This is a genomic window from Nonomuraea sp. NPDC004186 (assembly GCF_053603495.1).
Window position 1 is genome coordinate 133,515 of record NZ_JBSGFQ010000011.1, and the last position, 22,999, is coordinate 156,513.

24 protein-coding genes are annotated in these 22,999 nt (G+C 69.4%); 9 read left to right on the forward strand and 15 right to left on the reverse strand.

The features are described from left to right. The first annotated feature begins 29 nt into the window (after positions 1–29). Positions 30–1,364, forward strand: a complete 1,335-nt coding sequence (locus tag ACWEPL_RS12140) for a family 43 glycosylhydrolase (protein ID WP_452436061.1) — start codon at positions 30–32, stop codon at positions 1,362–1,364. Between the two features lie 7 nt (positions 1,365–1,371). On the opposite strand, the gene ACWEPL_RS12145 is transcribed toward ACWEPL_RS12140, so the two are convergent. Both ACWEPL_RS12145 and ACWEPL_RS12150 read right to left on the reverse strand, forming a co-directional pair. Continuing rightward, on the reverse strand, positions 1,372–2,031 hold the full coding sequence (locus ACWEPL_RS12145; protein WP_363983378.1) for a response regulator transcription factor: 660 nt from the start codon (positions 2,029–2,031) through the stop codon (positions 1,372–1,374). Further along, complete coding sequence (locus tag ACWEPL_RS12150) at positions 2,028–3,182, reverse strand: sensor histidine kinase (RefSeq protein WP_452436062.1); 1,155 nt, start codon at positions 3,180–3,182, stop codon at positions 2,028–2,030. The genes ACWEPL_RS12145 and ACWEPL_RS12150 overlap by 4 nt, the downstream gene beginning before the upstream one ends. A gap of 151 nt (positions 3,183–3,333) precedes the next feature. Here ACWEPL_RS12150 and ACWEPL_RS12155 point away from each other — a divergent pair, with 151 nt between their 5' ends. Beyond that, positions 3,334–4,236 carry an alpha/beta fold hydrolase gene (locus tag ACWEPL_RS12155; RefSeq protein WP_452436063.1) on the forward strand — a complete coding sequence of 301 codons (903 nt, stop codon included), beginning with the start codon at positions 3,334–3,336 and terminating at the stop codon, positions 4,234–4,236. Between the two features lie 24 nt (positions 4,237–4,260). Here ACWEPL_RS12155 and ACWEPL_RS12160 read toward each other — a convergent pair whose 3' ends face one another. After that, complete coding sequence (locus ACWEPL_RS12160) at positions 4,261–4,836, reverse strand: helix-turn-helix domain-containing protein (RefSeq protein WP_452436064.1); 576 nt, start codon at positions 4,834–4,836, stop codon at positions 4,261–4,263. Positions 4,837–4,950: 114 nt separating this feature from the next. Here ACWEPL_RS12160 and ACWEPL_RS12165 point away from each other — a divergent pair, with 114 nt between their 5' ends. Both ACWEPL_RS12165 and ACWEPL_RS12170 read left to right on the forward strand, forming a co-directional pair. Then, on the forward strand, positions 4,951–5,613 hold the full coding sequence (locus tag ACWEPL_RS12165) for a class I SAM-dependent methyltransferase (protein WP_452436065.1): 663 nt from the start codon (positions 4,951–4,953) through the stop codon (positions 5,611–5,613). Between the two features lie 47 nt (positions 5,614–5,660). Further along, the gene (locus ACWEPL_RS12170) at positions 5,661–6,158 is read left to right on the forward strand and encodes a DinB family protein (protein WP_452436066.1); all 498 of its coding nucleotides are present in this window, start codon (positions 5,661–5,663) and stop codon (positions 6,156–6,158) included. A 45-nt stretch (positions 6,159–6,203) separates the two neighbouring features. Here ACWEPL_RS12170 and ACWEPL_RS12175 read toward each other — a convergent pair whose 3' ends face one another. The 3 genes from ACWEPL_RS12175 to ACWEPL_RS12185 all read right to left on the reverse strand — a co-directional run bounded on the left by ACWEPL_RS12175 (position 6,204) and on the right by ACWEPL_RS12185 (position 7,959). Continuing rightward, a complete protein-coding gene (locus ACWEPL_RS12175) occupies positions 6,204–7,019 on the reverse strand; it encodes a hypothetical protein (RefSeq protein ID WP_452436067.1) in 816 nt (271 codons plus the stop codon). A 101-nt stretch (positions 7,020–7,120) separates the two neighbouring features. After that, positions 7,121–7,570, reverse strand: coding sequence for a cupin domain-containing protein (locus ACWEPL_RS12180; RefSeq protein WP_452436068.1), 450 nt, complete (start codon positions 7,568–7,570; stop codon positions 7,121–7,123). Further along, a complete protein-coding gene (locus tag ACWEPL_RS12185) occupies positions 7,567–7,959 on the reverse strand; it encodes a VOC family protein (RefSeq protein WP_452436069.1) in 393 nt (130 codons plus the stop codon). Before ACWEPL_RS12185 ends, ACWEPL_RS12180 begins: the two co-directional genes overlap by 4 nt. A gap of 59 nt (positions 7,960–8,018) precedes the next feature. On the opposite strand from ACWEPL_RS12185, the gene ACWEPL_RS12190 reads away from it, so the two are divergent. Then, positions 8,019–8,642, forward strand: a complete 624-nt coding sequence (locus tag ACWEPL_RS12190) for a TetR/AcrR family transcriptional regulator (RefSeq protein ID WP_452436070.1) — start codon at positions 8,019–8,021, stop codon at positions 8,640–8,642. Between the two features lie 32 nt (positions 8,643–8,674). Here the strand turns inward: ACWEPL_RS12190 and ACWEPL_RS12195 are convergent, their stop codons facing one another. The 4 genes from ACWEPL_RS12195 to ACWEPL_RS12210 are packed head-to-tail and all read right to left on the reverse strand — an operon-like array spanning position 8,675 to position 14,101. Then, complete coding sequence (locus ACWEPL_RS12195; RefSeq protein ID WP_452436071.1) at positions 8,675–11,824, reverse strand: ATP-binding protein; 3,150 nt, start codon at positions 11,822–11,824, stop codon at positions 8,675–8,677. Beyond that, positions 11,821–12,456 (reverse strand): hypothetical protein, encoded by a 636-nt coding sequence (locus ACWEPL_RS12200; protein ID WP_452436072.1) that lies wholly within the window; start codon positions 12,454–12,456, stop codon positions 11,821–11,823. Before ACWEPL_RS12200 ends, ACWEPL_RS12195 begins: the two co-directional genes overlap by 4 nt. Before the next feature lie 2 nt (positions 12,457–12,458). After that, positions 12,459–13,556 carry a hypothetical protein gene (locus ACWEPL_RS12205; protein ID WP_452436073.1) on the reverse strand — a complete coding sequence of 366 codons (1,098 nt, stop codon included), beginning with the start codon at positions 13,554–13,556 and terminating at the stop codon, positions 12,459–12,461. Beyond that, positions 13,556–14,101 (reverse strand): DUF4365 domain-containing protein, encoded by a 546-nt coding sequence (locus ACWEPL_RS12210; RefSeq protein ID WP_452436074.1) that lies wholly within the window; start codon positions 14,099–14,101, stop codon positions 13,556–13,558. The genes ACWEPL_RS12205 and ACWEPL_RS12210 overlap by 1 nt, the downstream gene beginning before the upstream one ends. A gap of 82 nt (positions 14,102–14,183) precedes the next feature. On the opposite strand from ACWEPL_RS12210, the gene ACWEPL_RS12215 reads away from it, so the two are divergent. From ACWEPL_RS12215 to ACWEPL_RS12230, 4 genes are all read left to right on the forward strand, one after another. Then, positions 14,184–14,348: an nSTAND1 domain-containing NTPase gene (locus ACWEPL_RS12215; protein ID WP_452436075.1), complete on the forward strand. Its 165-nt coding sequence runs from the start codon at positions 14,184–14,186 to the stop codon at positions 14,346–14,348. A gap of 345 nt (positions 14,349–14,693) precedes the next feature. Beyond that, positions 14,694–15,263, forward strand: coding sequence for a hypothetical protein (locus ACWEPL_RS12220; protein ID WP_363983414.1), 570 nt, complete (start codon positions 14,694–14,696; stop codon positions 15,261–15,263). Between the two features lie 303 nt (positions 15,264–15,566). Next, positions 15,567–17,045, forward strand: coding sequence for a protein kinase domain-containing protein (locus tag ACWEPL_RS12225; protein ID WP_452436076.1), 1,479 nt, complete (start codon positions 15,567–15,569; stop codon positions 17,043–17,045). Positions 17,046–17,164: 119 nt separating this feature from the next. After that, positions 17,165–18,061, forward strand: coding sequence for a CAP domain-containing protein (locus ACWEPL_RS12230; RefSeq protein ID WP_452436077.1), 897 nt, complete (start codon positions 17,165–17,167; stop codon positions 18,059–18,061). 11 nt (positions 18,062–18,072) lie between these two features. On the opposite strand, the gene ACWEPL_RS12235 is transcribed toward ACWEPL_RS12230, so the two are convergent. Genes ACWEPL_RS12235 through ACWEPL_RS12255 form a run of 5 tightly spaced genes read right to left on the reverse strand, consistent with a single transcriptional unit; the run spans position 18,073 to position 22,966 of the window. Continuing rightward, positions 18,073–18,339 (reverse strand): hypothetical protein, encoded by a 267-nt coding sequence (locus ACWEPL_RS12235; protein WP_452436078.1) that lies wholly within the window; start codon positions 18,337–18,339, stop codon positions 18,073–18,075. 44 nt (positions 18,340–18,383) lie between these two features. Then, the gene (locus ACWEPL_RS12240) at positions 18,384–19,919 is read right to left on the reverse strand and encodes an amylo-alpha-1,6-glucosidase (RefSeq protein ID WP_452436079.1); all 1,536 of its coding nucleotides are present in this window, start codon (positions 19,917–19,919) and stop codon (positions 18,384–18,386) included. Further along, on the reverse strand, positions 19,919–20,740 hold the full coding sequence (locus tag ACWEPL_RS12245; protein ID WP_350731869.1) for a carbohydrate ABC transporter permease: 822 nt from the start codon (positions 20,738–20,740) through the stop codon (positions 19,919–19,921). The genes ACWEPL_RS12240 and ACWEPL_RS12245 overlap by 1 nt, the downstream gene beginning before the upstream one ends. Positions 20,741–20,750: 10 nt before the next feature. Beyond that, positions 20,751–21,677, reverse strand: a complete 927-nt coding sequence (locus tag ACWEPL_RS12250) for a carbohydrate ABC transporter permease (RefSeq protein ID WP_363983432.1) — start codon at positions 21,675–21,677, stop codon at positions 20,751–20,753. A gap of 2 nt (positions 21,678–21,679) precedes the next feature. After that, a complete protein-coding gene (locus ACWEPL_RS12255; RefSeq protein ID WP_452436080.1) occupies positions 21,680–22,966 on the reverse strand; it encodes an ABC transporter substrate-binding protein in 1,287 nt (428 codons plus the stop codon). Between the last annotated feature and the right edge of the window lie 33 nt (positions 22,967–22,999).

Sequence of the window (22,999 nt, forward strand, 5' to 3'; positions counted from 1 at the left end):
GATGGGCGCTGACGTGGAGGACGTGAGTGATGACTGATGCCGACAACGGGTTGAACGTCGACCGACGGTCCCTGCTGGCGGGCGCCGCCGGCCTGCTGGGAGCGGCGGCGCTGCCCGCGACCGCCGCGCAGGCGACGCCGACGAACGCCGCATTGAAGCGATACCCGTCGAACTGGCCCGACCTCGAGCCCTACGGCCTCGCCGACACCCGGCTCGACCTGTGGCCGCGCGAGGACAACTCCTTCATCCTCCCGCTGGAGCTCCGCCCCCGTGACCAGGAGCTCGGCCGGGTCTGGATGCGGGACACCTACGTCAACTGCTTCGTGGTGAAGGGCCGTCCGGTCTACGTCGCCACCGGCACCACCCGGGCGCCAGGGACCGCGGGGGCCGCCCCGTGGAACGACGGCATCTTCGTGTGGACCTCCCCGTCCCTGCGCGGGCCGTGGAGGCTGGCCGACACCACGGGGATCCGCCCAGGCGCCGAGAAGGGCAAGGTCTGGTCGCCCGAGTTCGCCGACGAGAACCGGCCCGGACGCACAGTGGTCGCTCCGTGGCAGGAGTACTGGAACGACGACCAGTTCGGCAAGCGCGGCGACGTCTGGGCCCCGGAAGTGCACTACTTCCGCGGCAAGTGGTACATCGTCGCCTGCATGGGCGACCACTCGAAGAAGGTCGGCTCGTTCGTGCTGGTGAGCGAGGGCGGGGTTGAGGGCCCGTACCGGCTGGTCCAGGGCAACTACGACAAGCCCTTCGGCGACTCCTTCACCGGCGGGCCCGGCTTCATCCTGCCCGGCGCCTACCACCACATCGACGGCAGCCTCTACACCGAGGGCGATGACGCCTGGCTGGTGCTGCACAACCACCTGTACGCGAAGTTCCGGGACGACATGGAGGACATCGTCCCGACCACCAACCTCCCGAGCTTCCAGCAGGTGCCCTACGCGCCCGAGCCTTATCTCGAAGGCGCGTACGTGTTCAAGCACGGCGGCAAGTACTTCCTGCTCCAGGCCGCCTGGAACCGATCCTCGACCAATGCCGACGGCAGCACCCGGTACGCCTACGACCCGCCCGGCGCCGGGCGCACGCAGTACCACTACGACGCGGTCGTCGCCGTCTCGGACACGTTCGAGGGACCGTACTCGAAGCGGTGGACCGTGGGGGTCGGCGCCGGCCACAACAACTTCTTCGTGGACCACAGCGGCAGGCTGTGGGCGACGTTCTTCCGCAACCCCAGATTCGGCTACTGGTCCGACCCGTCGCGCGTCGGCGACACGGCGGTGCCCGGGGTCGTGCGGGTGGAATGGACGGGGCCGAAGGGCAACCGCCTGTACGTCCAGCGCCGGAACCACACGATCGACGACTGACCGGGGCTCAGGTCACCAAGCCCCTGCGGTAGGCGTAGACCACCGCCTGCACGCGGTCACGCAGGTCGAGCTTGGTGAGAATGCGCGACACGTACGTCTTGACGGTCTCCTGGCTGATCACCAGCGTCGCGGCCACCTCGCTGTTGGACAGGCCGTCGGCGATGAGGCGCAGCACCTCCAGTTCGCGTGGGGTCAGCGCGGCGTCGTCCGGCGTGTCCTCGGCGGGGCGGATCCGCGAGGCGTACCTGCCGACGAGCTGCCGTGTCACCTCGGGTGCCAGCAGCGCGGCGCCGGTCGCGACGGTGCGGATGCCGTGCAGCAGTTGCGCCGGCGGGGCGTCCTTGAGCAGGAACCCGCTGGCTCCCGCGCGCAGCGCCTCGTACACGTACTCGTCCAGGTTGAACGTCGTCACCACGAGCACCTTGACGGGATCGGCCACCCCGGCGCCGGCCAGCAGGCGGGTCGCCCCGATGCCGTCGAGCACCGGCATCCGCACGTCCATCACCACGATGTCCGGGTCCAGCCGGCGGGCGAGTTCGACCGCGGCGCGGCCGTCCCCGCACTCGCCCACCACCTCCAGGTCGGGCTGCGCATCGATGATCGTCGCGAACCCGGTGCGGATCAGCGCCTGGTCGTCGCAGACCAGGACCCGGATCGGCGCGGTCACGACGCGCTCCCGGCGGGGATACGGGCCCGTACGTCGAAGCCGCCGCCCGCCCGCTGGCCGGCGCTGAACTCGCCGCCCAGGGCATCGACCCGGTCGCGGAGCCCGGCCAGGCCCCGCCCGCTCCCGCCGGGAGAGCGGGTGCGGGAGCCGGAGCCGTCGGTGCCGACCTCCACGGTGATCTCCTTCTCGCCGTAGCCCACGCGGACCTCGGTGTGGCTGCCGTGGGCGTACTTGAGGGCATTCGTCAGAGCTTCCTGCACGACCCTATAGGCCACGAACTCCGCGCTGCCTGCCGACTCCGCGGGCTCCCCCTCCTCGGTGAACGTCACCGGCTGCCCGGCCTGACGCGTCTGCTCCACGAGGGTGTGCAGATCGCCGGCGGAGGGCGTACCGGCGTCGGTGTCGTGGTCGGCCTTGAGCAGGTCGAGCAGGTGCCGCAGATCGCTGATGGCCCGCCGGCCGGTGTCGGTGACGGCGGTCAGGGTCGCGTCGAGGCGGTCGGGTGCGGCGGTCAGGTAGCGTGCCGCCTCGGCCTGTACGACCATCGCCGTCACGTGGTGGGTCACGACGTCGTGGAGTTCGCGGGCGATGCGGGTGCGTTCGGCGGCGCGGGTGGCCTCGGCGACGTGGCGGCGGCGTTCGGCCTCGGCGGCCCGGGTGGAGCGCAACCAGGTCCCGATGCCCCACGCGAGGACCAGCGCCAGGTAGAACAGCACGATGTCGGCCGGCGTCTCCTTCGAGCCGAGCCGGTCGAGCGCGAACATCAGCGGCGGGTACGCGGCGGAGAGCAGGATCACGGTGACGCGCCGGCCACGTTCCAGATGGGCGCCCGCGCTGATGAGCGCGATGGGCAGCGCGGTTCCGGCCAGCGCGTGATAGGCGAAGAGCTGGTCGAGGGCGAAGCCGAGCGACACCAGGACGAGACCGGCGGCCGGCCACCGCCGGCGCACGGTGAGCGGGAGACACTCGAGAGCGATCACGACGACGGCCAGCGCGTCATAGGGGCGGGGCGGCAGGTCGCCGATCTGCGTCCCGCGGCCTTGGAACGCCGGCAGGAGTGACGCGACGGTCAGCAGCAGCGCGAACGGTAAATCCCGTACCGTGACGTCACACCGCCGCCACAGGTCCTGGACCCGGCGGAGATCGATCATCGGACGAGCCTAGCGGTCACACCGTCGCCCACGTGTCCCCCTTGCGAGCTACCTGCGAATGTCCACCGTATGGTGACGATTCCGGGACAGTCGACTCCATAGCGTTACGACGTGGCACGGCGCCTCAGCCGCCGTCTCGCTGGAGGACATCATGCTCCGCACATACAAGACCGCCGTTGTGGCCGCGCTGTGCAGCACCGTGGTCGGCACGGCGGTCGCCGGCTGCGCCGGCGACTCGCTGGACAACTGGGACCCGCTCGCCCCCACGACGCAGAAAGCCGATGCCGGCCCGATCTCCGGAACCAAGAAGATCGATGTCGCGGGCCGGTCGGTGAACGTGTCCTGTTCGGGCGACCCGGCGAAAGGCAGGCCGGTCATCATGCTGATGCACGGAGGGGGTGACGGGCTGGACAAGATGGCCGCCCTCCAGAAGACGCTGGGCAAGAAGAACCGGGTCTGTTCCTACGACCGGCTCGGCGCGGGCGCGAGCGACCAGCCGGACGGCCCTCAGGACTTCGCCGTCACCGGGAAGATCCTCACCGGGGTGCTCGACCGGGTCGCCGGTGACGGCCCGGTCGTCCTGGCGGGGCACTCGCTGGGCGGGCTGATCGCCGCCAGGTACGTCCCCGACCATCAGGACAGGGTCAAAGGGCTGGTCCTGATGGACACCACGTCGCCCACGATGGTGGACGACATCACGAAGGCGATCCCCGAGTCCGCCAAGGGTCCGGCGGCCGAGGTACGCGCGCAGAACCTCGCGATATTCCAGGGTCAGAACCCGGAGAAGCTCGTCATCACCGACGGGAAGGTCCGCTCCGCCGGGAACATCCCGGTGGAGGTGATCCAGCATGGGAAGCAGTACCTCGCGGCCATCCCCACGTACGGGCCGCGCCTGGAGCAGGCGTGGTCCGCGGGCCAGCGCAAGTGGCTCGCGGTGTCCAGCGGCAGCACGCTGAGCACGGCCACCGACAGCGGGCACTACATCTACGTCGACCAGCCCGATGTCGCCGTCCAGGCCATCGAGCGCGTCACCTCGCAGGTGGCCGGCGAGTAACCGGCCGGCCGAGGGCCGCGACGGTCAGTGCCTGGACGGCGCCAGATGGGCGCGCTCTCCTTGCGCGCCGAACAGGGTGAGCAGCTCCGCGGGCCGCTCGTCGGCACTGCCGATCCAGTGCGGGACGCGGGTGTCGAACTCCACGGCCTCGCCCACGCCGACCAGGAACTCCTGCTCCCCGAGCACGAACCTGACCTGTCCGTTGAGGACGTAGAACCACTCATATCCCTCGTGGGTCTGCAGCTTCGTCGTGGCCGATCGGCCGGCGGGCGGATAGATCACCTTGTAGGCCTGGACACCGCCGGCGCGCCTGGTCAACGGCACCATCACCAGCCCGGATCGCCGCACCGGCCGCAGGTGGATGCGCGGGTCACCGGTGGGCGGCGCCGCGACGAGATCGTCGAGCGGTACGTCGTGCGCCCGGGCCAGCGGCAGCAGCTGCTCCAGCGTGGGGCGGAGCTTGCCGTTCTCGAGACGGGACAGCGTGCTCGCGGTGAGGCCGGTCTCGTTCGCCAGCGCCGCCAGCGTGGTGCCCCGCGCCCGGCGCAGAGCACGCAGGCGCGGCCCGACTCCGGCCAGAACGTCTTCGGAGGTGTCCATGCCGTCGATGATGCGGATCCGCAACTTTTCTTGCAAGTCCGCGATGACGGCGGCGATGCTGCCGGTACACCACCGGCGCTTCCGGATCACGCCGGCCGACGAAGGGCGACTCACGTGGACACCACCCGACACCGCCACCCCACCGACGTCTCGAGCGACCAGGACGCCGAGCTGTTCTGGGAGCGGCACTACCGCGCCCGCCGTACCTGGGACGCGCGCGTCAACCCGCTGCTGGCCGAGACCGCCGCGCCGCTGCGCCCCGGCGCCGCCCTGGATCTGGGCTGCGGCGCCGGCGGCGACGCCATCTGGCTCGCCCGGCAGAGCTGGCACGTCACCGCCGTGGACATCTCCATCACCGCCGTCGAACGGGTCCGGGAACGCGCCCGCGAACTCGGCATCGCCGACCGGGTCGCCACCGAACAGCACGATCTGGCCCGAAGCTTCCCGGCCGGTCGGTTCGACCTCGTCTCCGCCCAGTACTTCCACACCCCGTTCCCGCTGCTCCGAAGCCAGGTCCTGCGCACCGCCGCGCAAGCCCTGCGCACCGGCGGGCTGCTGCTGATCGTCGACCACGGCTCCACCGCGCCCTGGTCGTGGAACCAGGACCCTGACCTCCACCACCCCACACCCACCGAGATCGCCGCCGAACTCGATCTCGACCCCGCGCACTGGACCGTCCTGCGCGCCGACATGCCCCACCGCCGGGCGACCGGACCCGCCGGCCAGACGGCCACCGTCATCGACCACATCCTGCTCATCCAGCGAACCGCCGGATGACCGCCCGAACCACACCACACGACGTCACGTCGGAACGGAGCGACTCGATGCCGGCAAACCGCGCGCAGCGATCCAAGGACACCACGCCTCCGCGGACCGGTGCCGACGAGAAGGCCACCCTGCGGGGCTTCCTCGACTACCTGCGCGACGCGGTCGCGGACAAGGTCGCCGGCGCACCCGAACCGCAGGTCCGAACCGGCGGAGTACCCTCGGGCACCAACCTTCTCGGGCTGCTCAGGCATCTGGCGTTCGTCGAACGGTTCTACTTCCTCGGCGAGGACGTCGGCGACTGGCGCGCCACCATGCGACCGTCCACAGAAGACACCGTCGACGGCGTGCTCGCCGACTACCGCAAGACCGTCGAGCGAGCGAACCAGGTCATCGACGCCTGCCCGGACCTGGCCCTTCCCGCCCCGCGAGCCCCACGTCCGGGGCCGGCGCCATCGATGCGATGGGTCCTGGTGCACATGATCGAGGAGACCGGCCGGCACGCCGGCCACGCCGACATCCTCCGCGAGCAGATCGACGGATCCACCGGCCGCTGACGGATGCGTGGCAGGTGCCTCGGTTCGGGGGTCGAAACCCGCGTGTCACTTGGTCCAGATGGCGGCGTAACGGCCCAGCTCGGCGTTGATGTTGATCGGGTAGAAGCCCTTGGCCTTGAGTTCTTCGAACCGGCTCTGGTAGCCGGCGGCGGTCATACCGGTGTAGGAGTACCAGGCGCCGGGCTTGTCGTTGCGCCAGACGGTGGTGTAGTGGCCGGTGGCGCTCACCGCGATGGCGGTGGGGCGGTAGCCCTTCGCCACATGGCGCTTGAACTCGAAATCGTGGTCTTCCTGGGTCAGGTCGGTTCTGACCAGCCAGCGCACGTGGCCCGGGTTGGCCACCCAGACCGCGACATAGCGCGGGGCGTCGGCGGTGCCGTACACGTCGACCGAGGCAAGCAGCAGGCCGTCCTCGCGGGCGGTGCCGGTCATTTGGAGAAGCTGGGCGGGGCTGATGTCGTGCTTGGCGACGAACCGGGAGCCGGCGTTCTTGACGAAGATGGCGGCGAAGCGCGCGCGGGCGCCGGAGCCGGTGGCGCTGACCGCGGCGGGCTGGTAGCCCTGGGCGGCGAGTTGGTCGAAACGCTTCTGGTAACCGTCTGCGGACATGTCCTGGTACATGGCCCAGGGAAGGTCACCGCCCATGGCACGGCCGGAGGTCGACCACATCCCGGCGTACCGGATGCGGCCCGAGCAGTCGGTGGAGATGTTGACCGTGATGGGCCGGTAGCCCTGGGCGCGCAGGGTGTTGAAGCGCTCGGTCTGCTGGGCGGAGGTGAGGTCGTGGTAGGCGACGAACGGCGGCGCCGCCTGCGCGTGCGCCGCGGGCGCGATGGCGGTGGTCAGCGTGAGTGCGCCCATGGCCGCTAAGATCCTGCGGTTCTTCTGCATGGAACGTTCCCTTCGGTGGAAAGCCGAGGTCGGGTCAGCATGGCTCCGCGCGAGCCGGGGCCGCGGGCAGATCACGGGGTGGTGTCCGGTGGTGGACCGATGATCTGGTAGCCACGGCGGGCGGCCACCTCGGCCAGCAGGCCAGGGTCGGTGTCACGGGCGGCGATGTCGGCGGCGAAGTGTTCGAAGCCGGCCGGCCAGGTCAGTTGGAGCAGGCGTAGCGGAGAGTCCTGGCGGTTGGCGAAGGCGTGGGGCAGGTGGCGCGGCAGCAGGACGAAGGCGCCGGCTCCGGCCTGCCAGGTCTGGTCGCCGCAGTACAGCTGGACGGTTCCCGACAGCACATAGAACGCCTCGTCGTCGCGCTGGTGCACATGCCAGGGAGTGGCGAAGTACGGCGGGCACTCCTGCTCGATCAGGGTCAGGGCCTTGCCGGTCTCCGGCTCCCCCGCCTTCACGGTCATCGTGGTGCCGAGAAACCGATGGGTGGCACCGGCCCCGGCGGGCAGGTGGAGCGCGCTCATGGCCGCCTCTGCCGGGTGTAGAGCCGGATCTCGATGCCGTCGGGGTCGATGATGCCGCCGATCAGCCATCCCACGCTGCCTTCGGCGATGCCGGAGTGCTCCACACCGAGCGCGTCCAGGTGATCGGACCAGGTGTGGAGCGCCTGCAGGGTCGGCACGGCCAACGCGACCGGATCGAACCCGCTCAACCCGGCGGCCCGCTCGGGCTCCTCACGCAGCGCGATCATGAGCGTCTGGTCCGTATCGGCCAGCGCCACGCCGCGCAGCACGCCGTCCTCGACGAACTCGATCGCCACCTCGAGTCCGAGCACGCGCCGGTACCACTCCAGGCTCTTGTGCACGCTGGAGACGGGCAGCTTGACGTGGTGGAACCCGCCTAAGAGCACCATGCCCCACCTCTTTTGTAGTGCCACTCTAAGGTCATACTCTAAAGTGGTACTCTAAATCGGTGGAAGACGTCAAGAGTCCGAAGCGGCGCTCGGCACAGACCAGAAGCCGGATCGTGAACGCCGCCCAAGGGCTGTTCGTCGTGCGGGGCTACGCCGGAACGACCTTCCAGCTGGTCGCCGACGCGGCCGAGGTGTCGGTGCAAACGGTGTACTTCCATTACGGGACCAAGAGCCAGCTGCTCAAGCACGTGGTCGACGTCGCCTCCGCCGGGGACGACGAGCCCGTTCCGCTCCTCCAACGGCCCTGGTTCGCCGCGTTGCAAGCGGCACGGGACCCGAGGGAGGTCGTACAAGGATGGGTGCACCAGAGCGGGGTCATCCTCGACCGGGTCGCCCCCGTCCTGGCGGTGGTCCGCGACGCGGCGGCCGGCGACCCTGACATGACCGCCCAATGGACTGCCAACAGCGAGCAGCGGCACACCGCCCACGGGCAGGTCGTCGCCATCCTGAGCCGCCTGCAGGCTCTGCGGCCCGACCTGACCGAGCACCGGGCGACCGACGTCACCGTCGGGATCCTGTCGCCGGATCTGTTCCTGGTGATGAGGCGGGAGTGCGGGTGGACCACGGCGCAGTGGGAGGACTGGGCCGCCGACCAGCTCTCCCACGGCCTGCTGGCCGTCTGACGACCGGCACCGTGTCATGCGCCGGTCCGGCGTCAGCCGGATGCCCGCTCGATGATCTCCTGCTCGGTGAGTGGATCCGAGGGATGATGGCTCAGGCACTGGCGTCCTCGGATGAGCACCTCGGATATGCCGTCGCTCGCGGCGTAGAACTGCCCGGTATCCAGCCGTCCGACCCGGTCGGCGTGGCCTCCGCGGGCCCGCGCCAGCCCCTTGACCACGTCGATCTGCGTGGGGCTGTTGATCCTCCCGATGAACTGGGTCGTGGCGTTCCCCGCGATGTGGTTGTGCAGACCGCGGGGTGTCTGGGTGGCGAAGACGAGGCCGAGGCCGTACTTGCGGGCCTGTGAGGCCAAGGTCAGCGTGCTGGCCAGCGCTTCGGTCTTCGGTGTCGCCGGTACGAGGGCCTGCGCCTCGTCCATCACGTACAGGCCGTTGAGAGGACGGCCGCGCGCCGGATTCCGTTTGATCCAGGAGAACAGGGCCATCTGGAGCTGATTGACGAATCCTGGTCTCGCCTGGTCACTGAGACCGATGAAGCTGATGACGGAGACGCGCGCCCGCTTGCCCCCGGACGGGCTGAGCAACTGCTCAGGGTCGGCCGGCTCACCGCTGCCCGCGAAGAGTGGATCGTTGATCGTCGCGGCGGTGAGGAGCTGCCCCAGTTCGGCGGCGATCTGGTCCGCGCGGTCGATCTGGCTGACCTCCAGCGGCAGGGCGGCGAGAAGGCCGAGGAACGCGGTGAAGTCGCCGCCGCCCGAGCGGGCGAAGTGACCCAACGCCTGGCGGAGGATGGCCTTCCCCTTGCGGGCCTTGGCGCTTGCCCCGTCCACGTTCGCCCGGGAGGCGAGCGCTTCGACGGCCAGGCCGAGGGCGGAGTCCAGCTCATCACGATCATCGAGCACGGGCGCGAAATCGGGGAGCGGCTGGAAAGTCAGCGGGCGTCCACGGGAACGGCCCGGGGTCCAGATCACGACCTCGGTCTCGGCGAAGTAGCGCGCTGCTTTGTCCGCGTCCTCGTCGCTCCAACCAGGAGGCGGGCTGGGCCAGGGATCGCCCAGCCGGGCGAGGTCGTTGTTGGAGTCGAGCACTATCGACGACACGCCGTGCAGCGCGCACTCCTCGATGAGCCGCCGCAGGAACACGGTCTTGCCGGAGCCGGATCCGGCGAACACGGCCGTGTGGCGGGTGAGGAGGCTCAGCTTCAGTTCCAGATCGGCGCCGGTGTCCAGACGCCTGCCGACCGGGATGACCGCGATGCGGTCGCCCGTGACCTCCGGAACGGTCCTCGCCGGGCGTTCGAATCCCGCCGTCGACGGCTGAGGCGGTGCTGGAACAGGAAATGTCAGCGCGCCGAACAGGCTGCTGAGCAACTCGGTGCCGCCGGCCGGACGGCGCGCACGCAGCCAGGTCTCGAACTCCGGGTCCTCATCGGCCGCCATCTGCCGCAACGCCTCGAAGACGCGCAGGTCGTCACCCCGTACGGCAAGTGACAGCCCGCCCCATTCCTTGAGCTGTGTCAGGCAGGCTTGCGTGGCCGGCCCGTCCGACCATGCGAGATTCCGCAGCACGACGAAACACCGGTCGGGCATCTCCGGCCCCAGGCCGGACGCCGCGATGCCGTCGTTCAGCCGTTTGAGCGCTGCGATGTGGTGCGACGCGCCGATCATCCGGAACGTCCAGTGGCGCTGCTCCTCGGAGTTGGGGTCCAGTGCCTGCCGCAACCTCGCGTGCAGGCTGGGCCGGCGGCCCGGCGGCGGATCGACGGAGAAGGCCTCGCCCGCTTTGTCCTGCTCGGTGATCCAGGCGTTGAGACCTGCGGTGAGCAAGGAAGGGGCGAGTTCGTCCTCGTGTTCCGGATCGAACGCGTTGGATACGTCGGCCCGTCCGTACAAGTCGGCGAACCGCGCGTCGAGCCGGGCCAGATTCGTCTCCGGCACGACGGTCTCGGCAACAGGCGCCACCGCGGGAACCGGCTCGTCTCGATCGAAACGTTCCAGCGGACGTACTTCACCTTCCGCCCGACATGTCGCGACATGTGCGCTGATGAGGCGGAGCAGCGTCCTCGGCGTATGGCCCGGCGCTGTCGCGAACGCGGCAGGGGCGATGGGCCAGGCGGGAGTGGGAGGGGTGAAGCCCGCATGCGTGAAGGCCACGGCGAACCTTCGCTCAACCAGGTTCCGGGCGATGTCCGCGCTCGCGATCGTGGTGAGGATCAAGGAAGGCCGGAACCTGTCCTGCGCCGTGCCGATGGCCCGGTTCCTGATCAGATTCCACGACGAGGGCAGGCAGGCCACCAGGCACAACGTTCTCTGGGTGGCGTGCACCAGGGCCATGAGCCCGCTCGCGACCTCGTCGATCACGTCCTTGCGCGGCTTGGCATCGGGTGGCGGCGCGACGGAGTCCTGGGTGCCGGCCGCGCGGGAGTGTTCGAGGAGCGCGTCGATCTGATCCACCGCGATGACGCTGGGGCCGGTCAGCGCGAGGATCATCGACAGCTCGACCGCGATGTCATGCGGTTTCTTGACTCCTTTGCTCAGTCCCCAGGCTGCGCGGTCGCCTTCCTCGGCCTCCTCGGTCGACATCAGGTGATCGTAGGCGACGTCGAGGGCCGGGCCCGAGGCGACGGCGTAGAGGGCGAGCGCTCGGATGGTGTCGCGGCACCGTAGCAACTGCCTGTTCCGGGCCACCAGACCGTTCACCAGAGCGTCGAGGTCCTCGCGGGTGATGCCCGTCCCGCGCTCGGCGGCTGCCCCGATCCGGCCATCGGCTCCCGCGAGAACGGACAGGGCACGCAGGGCCACCATCGCCTGGCTCGGGGCGTCCGGGCCCGCGGCCGAACGGCCGAGGTCCTCGACCATCGCGCTCATGGTCCGATGCCAGAAGTCGTCTCCGGCGCTGAAGTCCACGAGAAAGAAGTAGCCGCCGGCCTGCGCGATCTTGCCTCTGACCCAGCCGAGAAGGTGAGTCTTGCCGGCGCCTCCCTCACCCTGGATCACGACGCCGAGCGGGCTGGTCCGGGAGGCCGCGGACGCCTCGTCGATACCGTCGAGGATCAGCTGTTCCGCCCGCGGATGCATCCCGTCGATGTGGAAGGGTGGCGGGTTCCAGGCATGCTCGGCCGTGGTCGCCCAGTTGAGGACCCTGGAGATCGCGCGTAGTGCCCGTTCCTCGGTCTCGTTCATCGCGCCTCGATCGCCAGCAGATGCTTGCTCACACCGCCTACGACGACGGCCGATTCCCTGTCCTCGTCGGTCAGGGTCTTCTGGTCCGCCTCCGGTACGAGATGGACGTCCGGAAGTCGTTCCAGTTGCCGCAGCGCCTCGTCGACCTCCTCCCGGGGGACACCTCCCAACTGTGCGCGCAGATGTGTCAGGAGCACCCAGTCCTGTGGTTCGCGAGCCAGGTGCCAGTAGGCGTCACGGATCGCCTTGGTCGGATCGTCCGGAGCCGGGGCCCCGCCTTCGCGGGCCTTGACGACGAACTCGGCCAGGCTCAGATCCGCGGCGTCGAGGTAGCCCTTGATCATGCGGAGGACGCCGTAAAGGGTGCGGCCGAGCGATCCTCCGCGTTCCGGAGCCGAGCCTTCCAGCTCTGTCACGCACCAGGCCCAACCGTCCTCGGTGAGCGTGTGGCGGTAGGACCTGCCCGGCTTCTCGCTTGTGACGAGACCGAGCTTGTTCACCCGGCGCCGGGGCTCTCCGTCGAGCGTGTCCCCGACATGGGCTCGCAGCTCCGGATTGGACGCCGTCCCGCCGAGCGTCATCAGCCCCAGGAGCAAGGCCCGCTCCCGGGTTCCGAAGGCGGTGTTCTTCATGATCAGCTCTCCTCGGATCGATCGTCCACAACGGTGTGGAAGCTGGTCGCTATGAGTTCCCGGCGGCCGTTGACGTCCTTGAGCGTGCCGGCCGCACGCACGAGGGTCCGGTTGCGGTGCGCTTCGACGGCCACGTCGTAGGCCGCCTCGTCGGGCAGGCGCACCCATATGGAGCCGCGTGGCTCGCCGTCCCCGATGGCCACCTCGCCGCGTACGTGGACACGGAACCGGTCCTCACCGCCGTTGTCGAAGAGCGTGCCGATGAGGCCTGTGACAGAGGCGCTCTCGCGGTGGAGGCGCCGCAGCCTGTGGGCGACGCGGCGCAACAGGGTGCCGGTCTCGGCCTCGAAGACCACCGTCCGCGCGGGGACCTCGAAGGGCAGCGCGCGGGCCCAGCGGAAGCCGACCTCGAACCGGGTCCCGGGATCGGTGCCGGCGAATCGCGCGAGCGCGACGCACAGGTCGGCCGACACGCCGTCCCGGACCGTGTCGTCGAAGACGCTGATGTCGCCGGTTCTGCGTACCTCGGCGCTGGCTTCGCGCAGGAGCAGCGTGGCGCGCTGCAGCAGGGTCAAGGTGCGGCGCGCCAGCGGAGGATCGCCGGAATTCTCCCCGTCCAATGGGATGCGTACCGTGAGGAGGTCCCCTGACGGCACGATCGGTCCGATCCAGACGCGGGCGAGCAGATCACGCACTGCTTTGGGGGCCGTGCCGTCGAACACCGGCCGAGGTCCGTCCAGAGCGGCACGCGCCGCCGCGCTCAGGGCGGCGTGCGCGCTGTTGAGGGCTGTGACCGCGTCCACCAGCCCGAACTCCCCATCCATGGGGACGATCGGTGCGCGATACCACTGGACATCGGCCATGGGCGAGCTGATGTCGGATGCGATGTCCTCGACAGAGCGGCCCTCCACCCTCGCCAGCAGCGAAAGGGTCTCTCTGAGACGCCGCGGTCCGTCGGCCAGATGGTCCGCTCCGGGCACCAGGATCTCGTGATCGCCCTCATGCACCCAGACAGCCGCGCCCCTCCAGCCCTCCGGCTGGCGAACCCAGCCGGTAGCGGCCAGATAACTGCTGACATCGGCGACTGACACGTTCCTCATCAGGCGAGCGGTCCCGTGGGCGCTCCGACGAGCTCGCGTAACGCGCGGACCGTGAGAACGTTCCCCAACGGCACCTGGATGGGGACCTGCCGTTTGGCGCTGGGAGAGGCGATGGGCCGCTCCCCCTCGAACCCGCGGTAGTAGCAGAGCCGGCTCAACGTCAGCCCCTCGGTCTCCACGCGTGCGTATCGGTCGCTCTCCGGTGGGACCACGACGAGGAAAAGGTAACGGGGAACGAGAAACGGACCGGCGACGAGCTTGTTGTACTGCACCTCGTCAAGCCCGCGAAACTGCAGATCCGGGCCCTTGCTCAGCGGCTTCGACCACGACTTGACCTGTACCTCGATAGCGGGCGAGGAGATGTACCCCGTTCGTCCGGCATATCGAAATCCCAGGTCGATGCCGTCATGGTCGAGATCGTCCTTGTAGACGAGAAGGCCCGCGGCCGAAGCGAGCACCCTCACATAGTCCTCGGCGAACTTCCCTTGATGATTCCGCTGGTCCAGCACGCAGTCTCCCTCACCCGCCGACCGCTCGATCCGCACGCTAGAGAGTATCCACAAGGCAGCCGAGAGGAGAGGGAGTTTCGCTTTGGCGAAGCATGAGGCGAATAATCCCTGATTTATTATGGCCACCCTGAATACGGCAATTACTTGCAGCCATTTCGGGCCGGCTGCGCACATCCTGCCTGGATGTCCCTATCCGGGCCTGGCTCCGTTCACCCGAGAACACGCTCGATGGTTCTTCGGCCGCGACCGCCTCACCGCCGACCTGATCGATCGCCTCGATTGACGTCAGCGAACGGGCGGAGATCCTCTTCACCTCCACCGCCAGACCCGTACACGCTCCAACTCGCTGGGACGGCTGCCTTGCACGAGCCCTCGTTGATGGGACGCGGGCGGCCGGACGAGATTGAGGCATTTGTCGGATCTGTCATCACCCGCGACCGGGAAGTGCCTTGTGACATGGGCTTTTGAAGCGAATTCCTTGGCCAACTAATAGATGAACGGCCGCCCGTTACGGAATCCTTGAGCAGGCGAGAACGCCGCAGCCCGCCATACCGGCTGCTCCCCTGAAGCGATCAACGAGTGCGATGGCGGATCCGTGGAACAGCAGGCATACCGAAGGCTCATCAAGGTGCTCGAGCAAGTGGCCGGTGCTCGGGAGGGGGAGCTCTATCCGGTGCTGGCCGAGGCTGTGGCCGTACATCTCGGGTGGATCGACGCGTTCGTGGCCGAGAACCCCGCGTATCTGGCGCTGGGACGCGATGGCGAGGAGCAGTACCTCACCATGTTCCGGCCGGACTTCGTGGAGGAATACGTCGAGCGCTGGCGCTGGAACAATCCGTTCGCCTCGCGCGACGGGATCGCCTGCCTGAGCCGCCACGGTGTGGCGACCCTCGGACGGCTCCGCCTGCGGGCGACCGAGCCGGAGCGGGACTTCGCCGACACCTTCCTGCGCCGCAACGGCATCGACGACATGCTGAAGATCGTCGTCAGGTCCCCGGCCACGGGTGCGGTCAGCACGCTGGGGGTGCCGTTCGACGGTGATCGGCGCGCCATCGAGCCGAGCGACCTGCTGATGGCGGCCACGCTGGGCCCGTTGCTGATCCCGTACTTCGACGCGAACCTCGCACCGGCCTCCCTGCGGGACCTCACCTCGGGTGAGCGTGACGTGGCCGAGTGGAATCGCCGTCCGATGAGCTGACCGAACGCGAATGAGCCTCCCGTTTGACGAACATCCGGGATCGGGGGTTCATCAAACGGGAGGATGTCCAGGACGGAAGGCATGCGGAAGGAGAAGCCGCGTCGCGCATGCTACGTTGTGCCCTTCCCACCACGGGCTTCGCCGCAGGCCCGGCTCCTGGACACAGCGGTCGGCTCGTACGGCCGGCCCATGCGACACCTCATCTCTGGAGGAACAGCCAGTGGAGAAACACGCGCCCACCGGGTCCAGACCGCGGAAGGCCCACTTATGCGACGATGACGCGTCCTGCCGCATGTCGACGGCATGACGATGATGCTGGCAGGCCGCTATTCGCTGATGTCGCAGCTCGGCCAGGGCGGCATGGGCACGGTGTGGCTGGCCGTCGACGAACTGCTGCGGCAGCAGGTCGCCGTCAAGGAAGTACGGCTGCCCGCCGATCTGGACGAGGCGTCCCGGGCCGAGCTGACCGAGCGGACCCTGCGTGAGGCGCGGGCCGCGGCGCGGCTGCGTTCGCATCCGTCGATCGTCACGGTGCACGACGTCGTCATGGACAGCGGCCGGCCGTGGATCGTGATGGAGCTGGTCAACGGCCGCTCCCTCGACCGGATCGTACGCGAGGACGGGCCGCTGCCGCCCGCCCAGGCCGCCTGGGTCGGGCGGCACGTGCTCGACGCGCTGGCCGCCGCGCACGCGATGGGAGTCCTGCACCGCGACGTCAAGCCGGGCAATGTTCTGCTCACCCAGGACGGGCGGGTGCTGCTGACCGACTTCGGCATCGCCACCGTGGCGGGGGACGCCGCGCTGACCCAGACCGGCCTGCTGAACGGCTCGCCCGGCTACATCGCGCCGGAGCGGTTGCGCGGCGAGGCCGACGGCCCGGAGGCCGACCTGTGGTCGCTGGGAGCCACCCTGTACACGGCGGTGGAGGGCAGAACCGCCTACACCGGCCCCAATTCGGCGGCCGTGATGGCGGCCGTGCTGCTGCACGAGCCCGCTCCCCCGCAACGGGCCGGTTCGCTCACGCCCGTCCTCGCCGCGCTGCTGGCGAAGGATCCCCGGCAACGCTGCGGCCCCGCGCAGGCGGCCGCGTGGTTGCAGGCGGTGGCCCAGGGCGAGGTTCCCGCGGACACCCGCCCCACGTCCCGGCGGCGGCCCGCACCCACGTGGCGCCGGTTCGCCGTCGTGGGCGGCGCGCTGGTTCTCGCGCTCTCCCTGACGGCGGGTGCGGTGATCTGGGGGATGACCCGTCCCGGAGAGAGTACGGGCGCCGAGCCGACGCCGGCCGGCGGCACCACAACACAGTCCAAACCCGTGTCGTCCTCACCGGCCGGGAAACCGCTCTTCGGCACCGGCCTGCACTCCTGCAAGGTGCTGACCGCCGCGCAGGTCCGCACGCTGCTCGGCAGCAAGCTTCAGAGCGACAATCTCGACCGGAAGATCTGCCAGTACTTCGGCGCCAACGGCTCCTACGCGACCGTCTCCCTCTACCGGGTCGACACCCTCAAGGGGGCCAAGGCCAACTTCGTCGGCATCAAGCAGACCTTTCAGGATCTGCGGGACGAGCATCCGGACATCGCGTTCTCCCGGGCTCCGGTGGTCGGCGAGGAGTCGTTCGCGTCCGTCCACCGGGCGAACGGCACGTACGTGGCCAACATGGTGTTCCGCATGTCCAACGTCACCGCCACGCTCAGCTACAGCGGCCCGCGGCCCGGGACGAAGGCCATCGGGCGTGCGGCCGCGTCCGTGGCCGCGGCGATGGAGGCGGCCCGCCCGGCACGCTGATCGGCGCCGGTGGTTGAGATTACTCACAGGGCGAAATGTCCGAATTGTCATGACAAGTCGGTAATGGATCAGGCAGAATGCGGGACCACCAGCGTCTCCCTCCACCGGAGGAAATCCTCATGCGTCGACCCCTTGGGGTACTCGCCGTCGTCGCCGGCCTCGCCTCTTGCGCCCCGTCCACCGGCGGGGCGGCCGGAGCGGCGCCCGAGATGACCGCGCCGACCACCCCGCCGACGCAGACCGAGGAGGCGACTCCCGAGCCGACCTCCGAATCGGACAAGTGCAGCGTGAGCGTGGCCAGGCCGGGCATCTCCGCGCTCAGGATCCAGACCTCGGCCGTCCGCCGCGGCTGTGTGCGCCCGGCGCTGCTGCGCATCCGAGTCATGCGCGCCGTCCCCGGCGACGATCCGGTCGTCAAGAGCGGCGCCACCAGGAAGGACCGCATCACCCTGAAGCTGCCCTGCAAGCCGGGCACGTACTACGCGGTCGCCACCGACTACCGGGGCGGCACCGCCAAGTCCAAGGCCGTACAGCTGACCTGCGCCACCCCCACTCCCACTCCCACTCCCACGACGCGGGATACGGGGTCACCGCCGGTTTCCGAGACGAAGAAGACCGCCACCTCCGTCGGCACGGCGCTGGAGAAGGAGGTCGTCCGGCTGACCAACGCCGAGCGGGTCAAGGGCGGCTGCGACCCGCTCAAACACGACGCGCGGCTGCGCAGGGCGGCGTTCGGGCACTCGGCCGACATGGCGAAGAACGACTACTTCGACCACGACTCCCAGGACGGCCGCGACATGGTCGACCGCATTCGCGCGACCGGCTTCACCGGCTCGACCCTGGCCGAGAACATCGCCATGGGGCAGCGGTCGGCGGCCGAGGTGGTCAAGGGCTGGATGAACAGCGACGGCCACCGGAAGAACATCATGAACTGCTCGTACACCCTCATCGGGGTCGGCGCGGCCAAGGACGCGCAGGGGCAGATCTACTGGACGCAGGACTTCGCCGCCGGCTGATTCCCAGCCTGTCACGAGAGATCTCTGTCCTCACCGCGCAGGTGATCCTCGAAGGTGGGGCGTCGATCCGCCGTACGCGACCACACGATCAAGGCAACCAGCCGGAAGGGAGCCAGTACGAGCCTGAGCACCCGACGCCCCAGTCGACGGATCAACCCGAAGAGTTCCTTGAGCGTCTCCCAGGGGCGTCCCAAGGCCACGACGGCCAGGAGGAAGGCCATGCGGCCGAAACCGATCCCGCCGAAGTCGTCGGAGTCGTCTCGCTCCTTCTTGCTCACCGCGGATCCTCCCGAGCTGGCCTGGTGAACAAAGATCCATCAAATCAGCCCTCCTGAGCGAGGTCCAGGAAGAGAGCGGCGGACCAGCCGAAGGCGGTCGTCGCGCGGCCCGCGCGACGGCCGGTCAGCGGGTTCCAGTACTCGTGGAGGCCGCCACCGTCGCGGACCATGGCCAGCGTGCGCTCGCGCAGCTCGGCGGCCGTCTCCTGATGCCCCGAGCGGCGCAGGCCGTCGATCAGCAGATAGTTGACGTTCAGCCAGACAGGTCCGCGCCACATCCCCTCGGGGTCGAATCTCGGGTCGTCGAAGGCGACAGTCGGCACCGGGCGTTCGGCCCAGAAGCTCGGCGAGCGCAGGCCGGCGACGAGCCGGTCCGCGATCCCCGCCGGGAGCCTCCCGGTGAAGAGCGGCATCAGCTCCAGCGGGGTGCGCACGTCCGCCTCGCGACCGCCGACCAGGGTGGCGAACCTCGTGCCGTTCCACCGACGCGTGATCATGCGGTCCACCAGGGCCTGCGCCCTGGCCCGCCACGGCGCGGCGTCCTTGCCGAGCGCCTGTGCGATGTCGCCCAGGCGGTCGTACTGGAGGGCGAGGTAGGCGTTCAGGTCGGGCGGCTCGGCGCGGGGGCCGCCGTCCCAGATGGGGCTGTCGTCCAGGCCGGACGAGTACGGGTGCAGGTACTCGGCCAACCCGTCGCCGTCGGGATCGGAGCGGGTGAACCACCACTCCTGGGAGCGGGCCAGCGGCTCGTACACCTCGGCGAGGAAGGCGGGGTCGGGGTCCACCTCGTGGATCTTCCACACCGCCCAGGCGGTGAGCGGCGGCTTGGTGACGGGGACGGCGTCCCCGATCGGCCCGCCCCCGACGTGCTCGGCCAGCCGGGCCAGATCGGAGCGGGGCAGGTCCGTGGTCTCGGCCAGCGCGCCGTGGTCGTGTACGACGTCGGGGATCAGGCCGTCGGGGCGCTGGTGGTCGAGCAGGATGCGGATCTGCTCCCTGGCCAGGGCGGGGTCGGCGTGCCTGAGCGCGATGGCGTGGAAATAGGAGTCCCAGTTCCACAGGCCGACGTAGCCGTACTTGGAGGGGACGAGGGACTCTCGGCCCTGGATCCGTACCAGGTTCACCGCCAGCGTCCACCACGCGTCCTCCGCTCGTTGGCGCAGGTCCGCACGCACGGCGGGCATGCGGGCGAACCAGTCGCGCCACCGTGCGGCGGCCGCGTCGAGCACCGCCGCCGCATCGTGCCTCGCGCGATCCGGGCCGACGAGGGTGACGCAGCCGTCGATGTCGGCCTCGCCGCCGTCCCACACGGCCCGCGCGCCCGCACCGGTCAGGACGAGGGTGTCCGGGTCCGCGAAGGCCATGGCCACGCCGCCCGCGAACTCCACGCGGTCCGGCAGTACCCGCAGCACCGGCAGTTCGCCGCTCCCCGAAAGGATCCGCAGGCCGGTGAGCACCTTCGTGTCGGCGAGCCTGGTCTCGTACAGGGCTCTGGCGATCCAGAGCGAGCCGTCGTCCGCCGCCATCACCAGCAGCCGCGAGCCGCGGTCGGTGAACGGGCGTTCGCGTAGGTCCGGCATCAGCGACCTCCCAGGCCGGAAGCGGCCATCGAGTTGATGATCTTCCGCTGGCCGATGAGGAACGCGATGAGCGTCGGCACGACGGCGATCGCGGAGGCGGCCAGGATGAGCCCGTAGTCCACGGCCGTACGCTGGCCGGAGAACTGGCTGAGCAGCAGCGGCACCGTGGCCAGCTCGGGCGAGTTCAGGAAGATCAGGGGGAAGAAGAAGGAGTTCCAGGACGCGAGGAAGGCGATGATGCCGAGCGCGCCGAGGCCGGGGCGGATGTTCGGCAGCACGACGTTCCAGAAGCAGCGCCAGCGGCCCGCCCCGTCGATCCTGGCGGCCTCCTCCAGCTCCACGGGCACGGCCCTGATGAACTGGCGCAGCAGGAACACCGCGAACGGGTTCGCGATGCTCGGCACGATGAGCGACAGATGCGAGTCGATCCAGCCGAACCTGGCCAGCATCAGGTAGAGCGGCACGACCGTCACCTGCGCGGGCACCATCTGGGTGGCCAGGAACACCACGAACAACACGCCGGAGCCGCGGAACCTGATCCGGGCGAAGGCGTAGGCGGCCATGGCCGAGGTCAGCAGCGTGAGCGTGACGTTCAGCGCGGCGATGTAGAAGCTGTTCCAGTACGCGGTGCCGAACGGCACCGCGCCGAGCGCGTCGGGGTAGTTCTCCCAGCGCCACGGGTCGGGCAGCCAGTCGAGCGGGTTGTTCAGCATCTGCCGCACGCCCTTGAACGACGTCAGCAGCATCCAGACGAACGGGAACAGCATCGCCAGCCCGCCGAGGGTGAGCCCGGCGTGCAGGGCTACCTGCCTGGGTCGCATCCCGGCCCCCTCACGAGTCGTAGTGGACGAGGCGCTTCTGCGCCGCGAACTGGACGAGCGTCACGAGCAGCGTCAGGACCAGGAGGATCAGCGCGGCGGCGCTGCTCATGCCGAACTGGAAGTCCTTGAAGCCCAGCTCGTAGACCTGGTAGACGATCGTCCTCGCGCCCTCGTTGTCCTCCGGGTCCACCAGCACGTAGATCTGGTCGAAGGCCTGGAACGAGCTGATCACCGCGACGACGGTGGAGAAGAAGATCGTCGGCGAGAGCAGCGGCAGCGTGACCGAGCGGAAGATGCGCAGGCTGCCCGCGCCGTCCATGCGGGCGGCCTCGACGATCTGCGGCGGGATCGTCTGGAGCCCGGCCAGGAAGATCACCACGTTCAGGCCGAGCGACGACCAGATCGTCACGACGGCGATGGCCACGATCACCCAGCCGGGGTCGCCGAGCCAGTCGGGGGCGCTGATGCCGAACCAGCGCTCGAGCGACGAGTTCAGCACGCCGTAGTCGTTGCCGGCCAGGATGATCTGCCACATCAGCGCGACGGCCACCGAGCTGGTGACCACCGGGAGGAAGTACAGCACCCGATAGAAGCCGCCGCCTTTGACGTTGTTCAGCGCGACCGCGATGAGCAGCGCGAAGACGAGCCCGAACGGCACGGTCAGCAGCGCCAGCTTGACCGTGTTCCACACCGCCAGCCCGAACTCGGGATCGGAGAGCTGGGCGGCGAAGTTGTCGAAGCCGACCCATTCCTTCTGCCCGAGCCCGTCCCAGCGCATGAACGCCAGCACGACGGCGAAGCCGAGCGGGAAGACGAGGAACACCAGCAGCGCGGCGACCTGCGGCGCGAGGAAGAACGCGGCCCACCAGCCGTCGCGGTTGCGGACGGGCCGCGCCCGGTGGAGCGTGCGGGGCCGGGCCCGTGCGAGGACGGTCACGGCTAGCCCAGCTTGCCGTCGACGAGCTTCTGGAGCTGGGTCATGCCCTCGTCGAAGCCGACCTTGCCGGTCCACACCTTCATCAGGTGCTCGTTGATGTCGGCGGTGAGGCCGGGCACGGCGACCTCCTCGGGGTAGTTCGCGAAGCCCGTGTCACGCACGTCGAGGAAGGTCCGGGCGTGGGCGGGGTAGCCGTCGGCGAGGACGATCTGCTCGGCGCCCTTCACGGACGGCACGGCGCCGCCGTCCTTGAGCCTGATGAGCTGGCCCTCCTTGCCGACGAACTCGGTGAGGAAGGTGAACGCCTGCTCGGGCAGCTTGGTGTCCTTGTTGAGCGCCAGGTAGGAGGCGGCCACCGCGCCGGGCATGGGCTGGCCGGTCTGCGAGGGGAACGGCACGATGTCGTAGTCGTCCAGCTCGCCGCCCTTCTTCAGGGAGTCGATCATCCACCGGCCTCCGGCGTAGAAGCCGGCGCTGTGCTTGAGGAACTGCGTGCTCGGGCCGTTGCTGTCGGGCAGCAGGTCGGCGCTGAGGAAGGTCTTGTCCTGGTAGCCCTTGGCCAGAGTCTGGAGGGCCTGGCGTGCCTTGGGGTCGGTGGTGGCGACGAACTTGCCGCCGTCCCAGACCTTCCCGCCGAAGCCGTTGATCATGGAGTACGTGGAGCCGTACCAGTTCCAGAAGATCGACCCGGCCTTGCCCGCCGCCTTGAGCTTGGCGTTCATGTCGAGGTACGTGGCCATGGTCCACCGCCCGGCCTCGTTGAGCGCGGCGGGGTCCTCGGTGATCCCGGCGTCCTTGAGCGCCTTCTTGTCGAACCAGAGCACCTCGGGATTGGTGTCGTTGGGGACGCCGTAGATCTGGCCGTCCTTCCTGGCGCCGCCGTAGATGCCCTCGAAGAACTCCTCGGGCTTGCTCTTGGAGGAAGGGCCGGCCAGCTTGTCGTTGAGCGGGGTCAGCACCCCGGCGGAGACGAACTTGCCGATGCTGTCGTCGCCCACGAAGAACACGTCGGGGGCGGTCTTGCTGGTGAGCTGGGCCAGCAGCTTGGGGTGGTAGTCCTCGTACTTGGCGACCGGCTCCAGTTTGAGCTTGATGTCGGGGTGGCGCTTCTCGAAGTCCTCGGTGAACTTCTCGTAGAGCTTGATGTCCTCGGCCGATCCCCAGGTGGACCAGCGGACGGTGACCGGGCCGGATCCGCTGCTCATGCCTGGGACGTTCCCGCCGCCGCTGCCGCTGCACGCGGTCGTCGCGACGGCGAGGATGCCCAGGACTGCCAGGGCACGGTTCATGGTCGGCTCCTTATGGGGGTTGCGTGGGGGGTG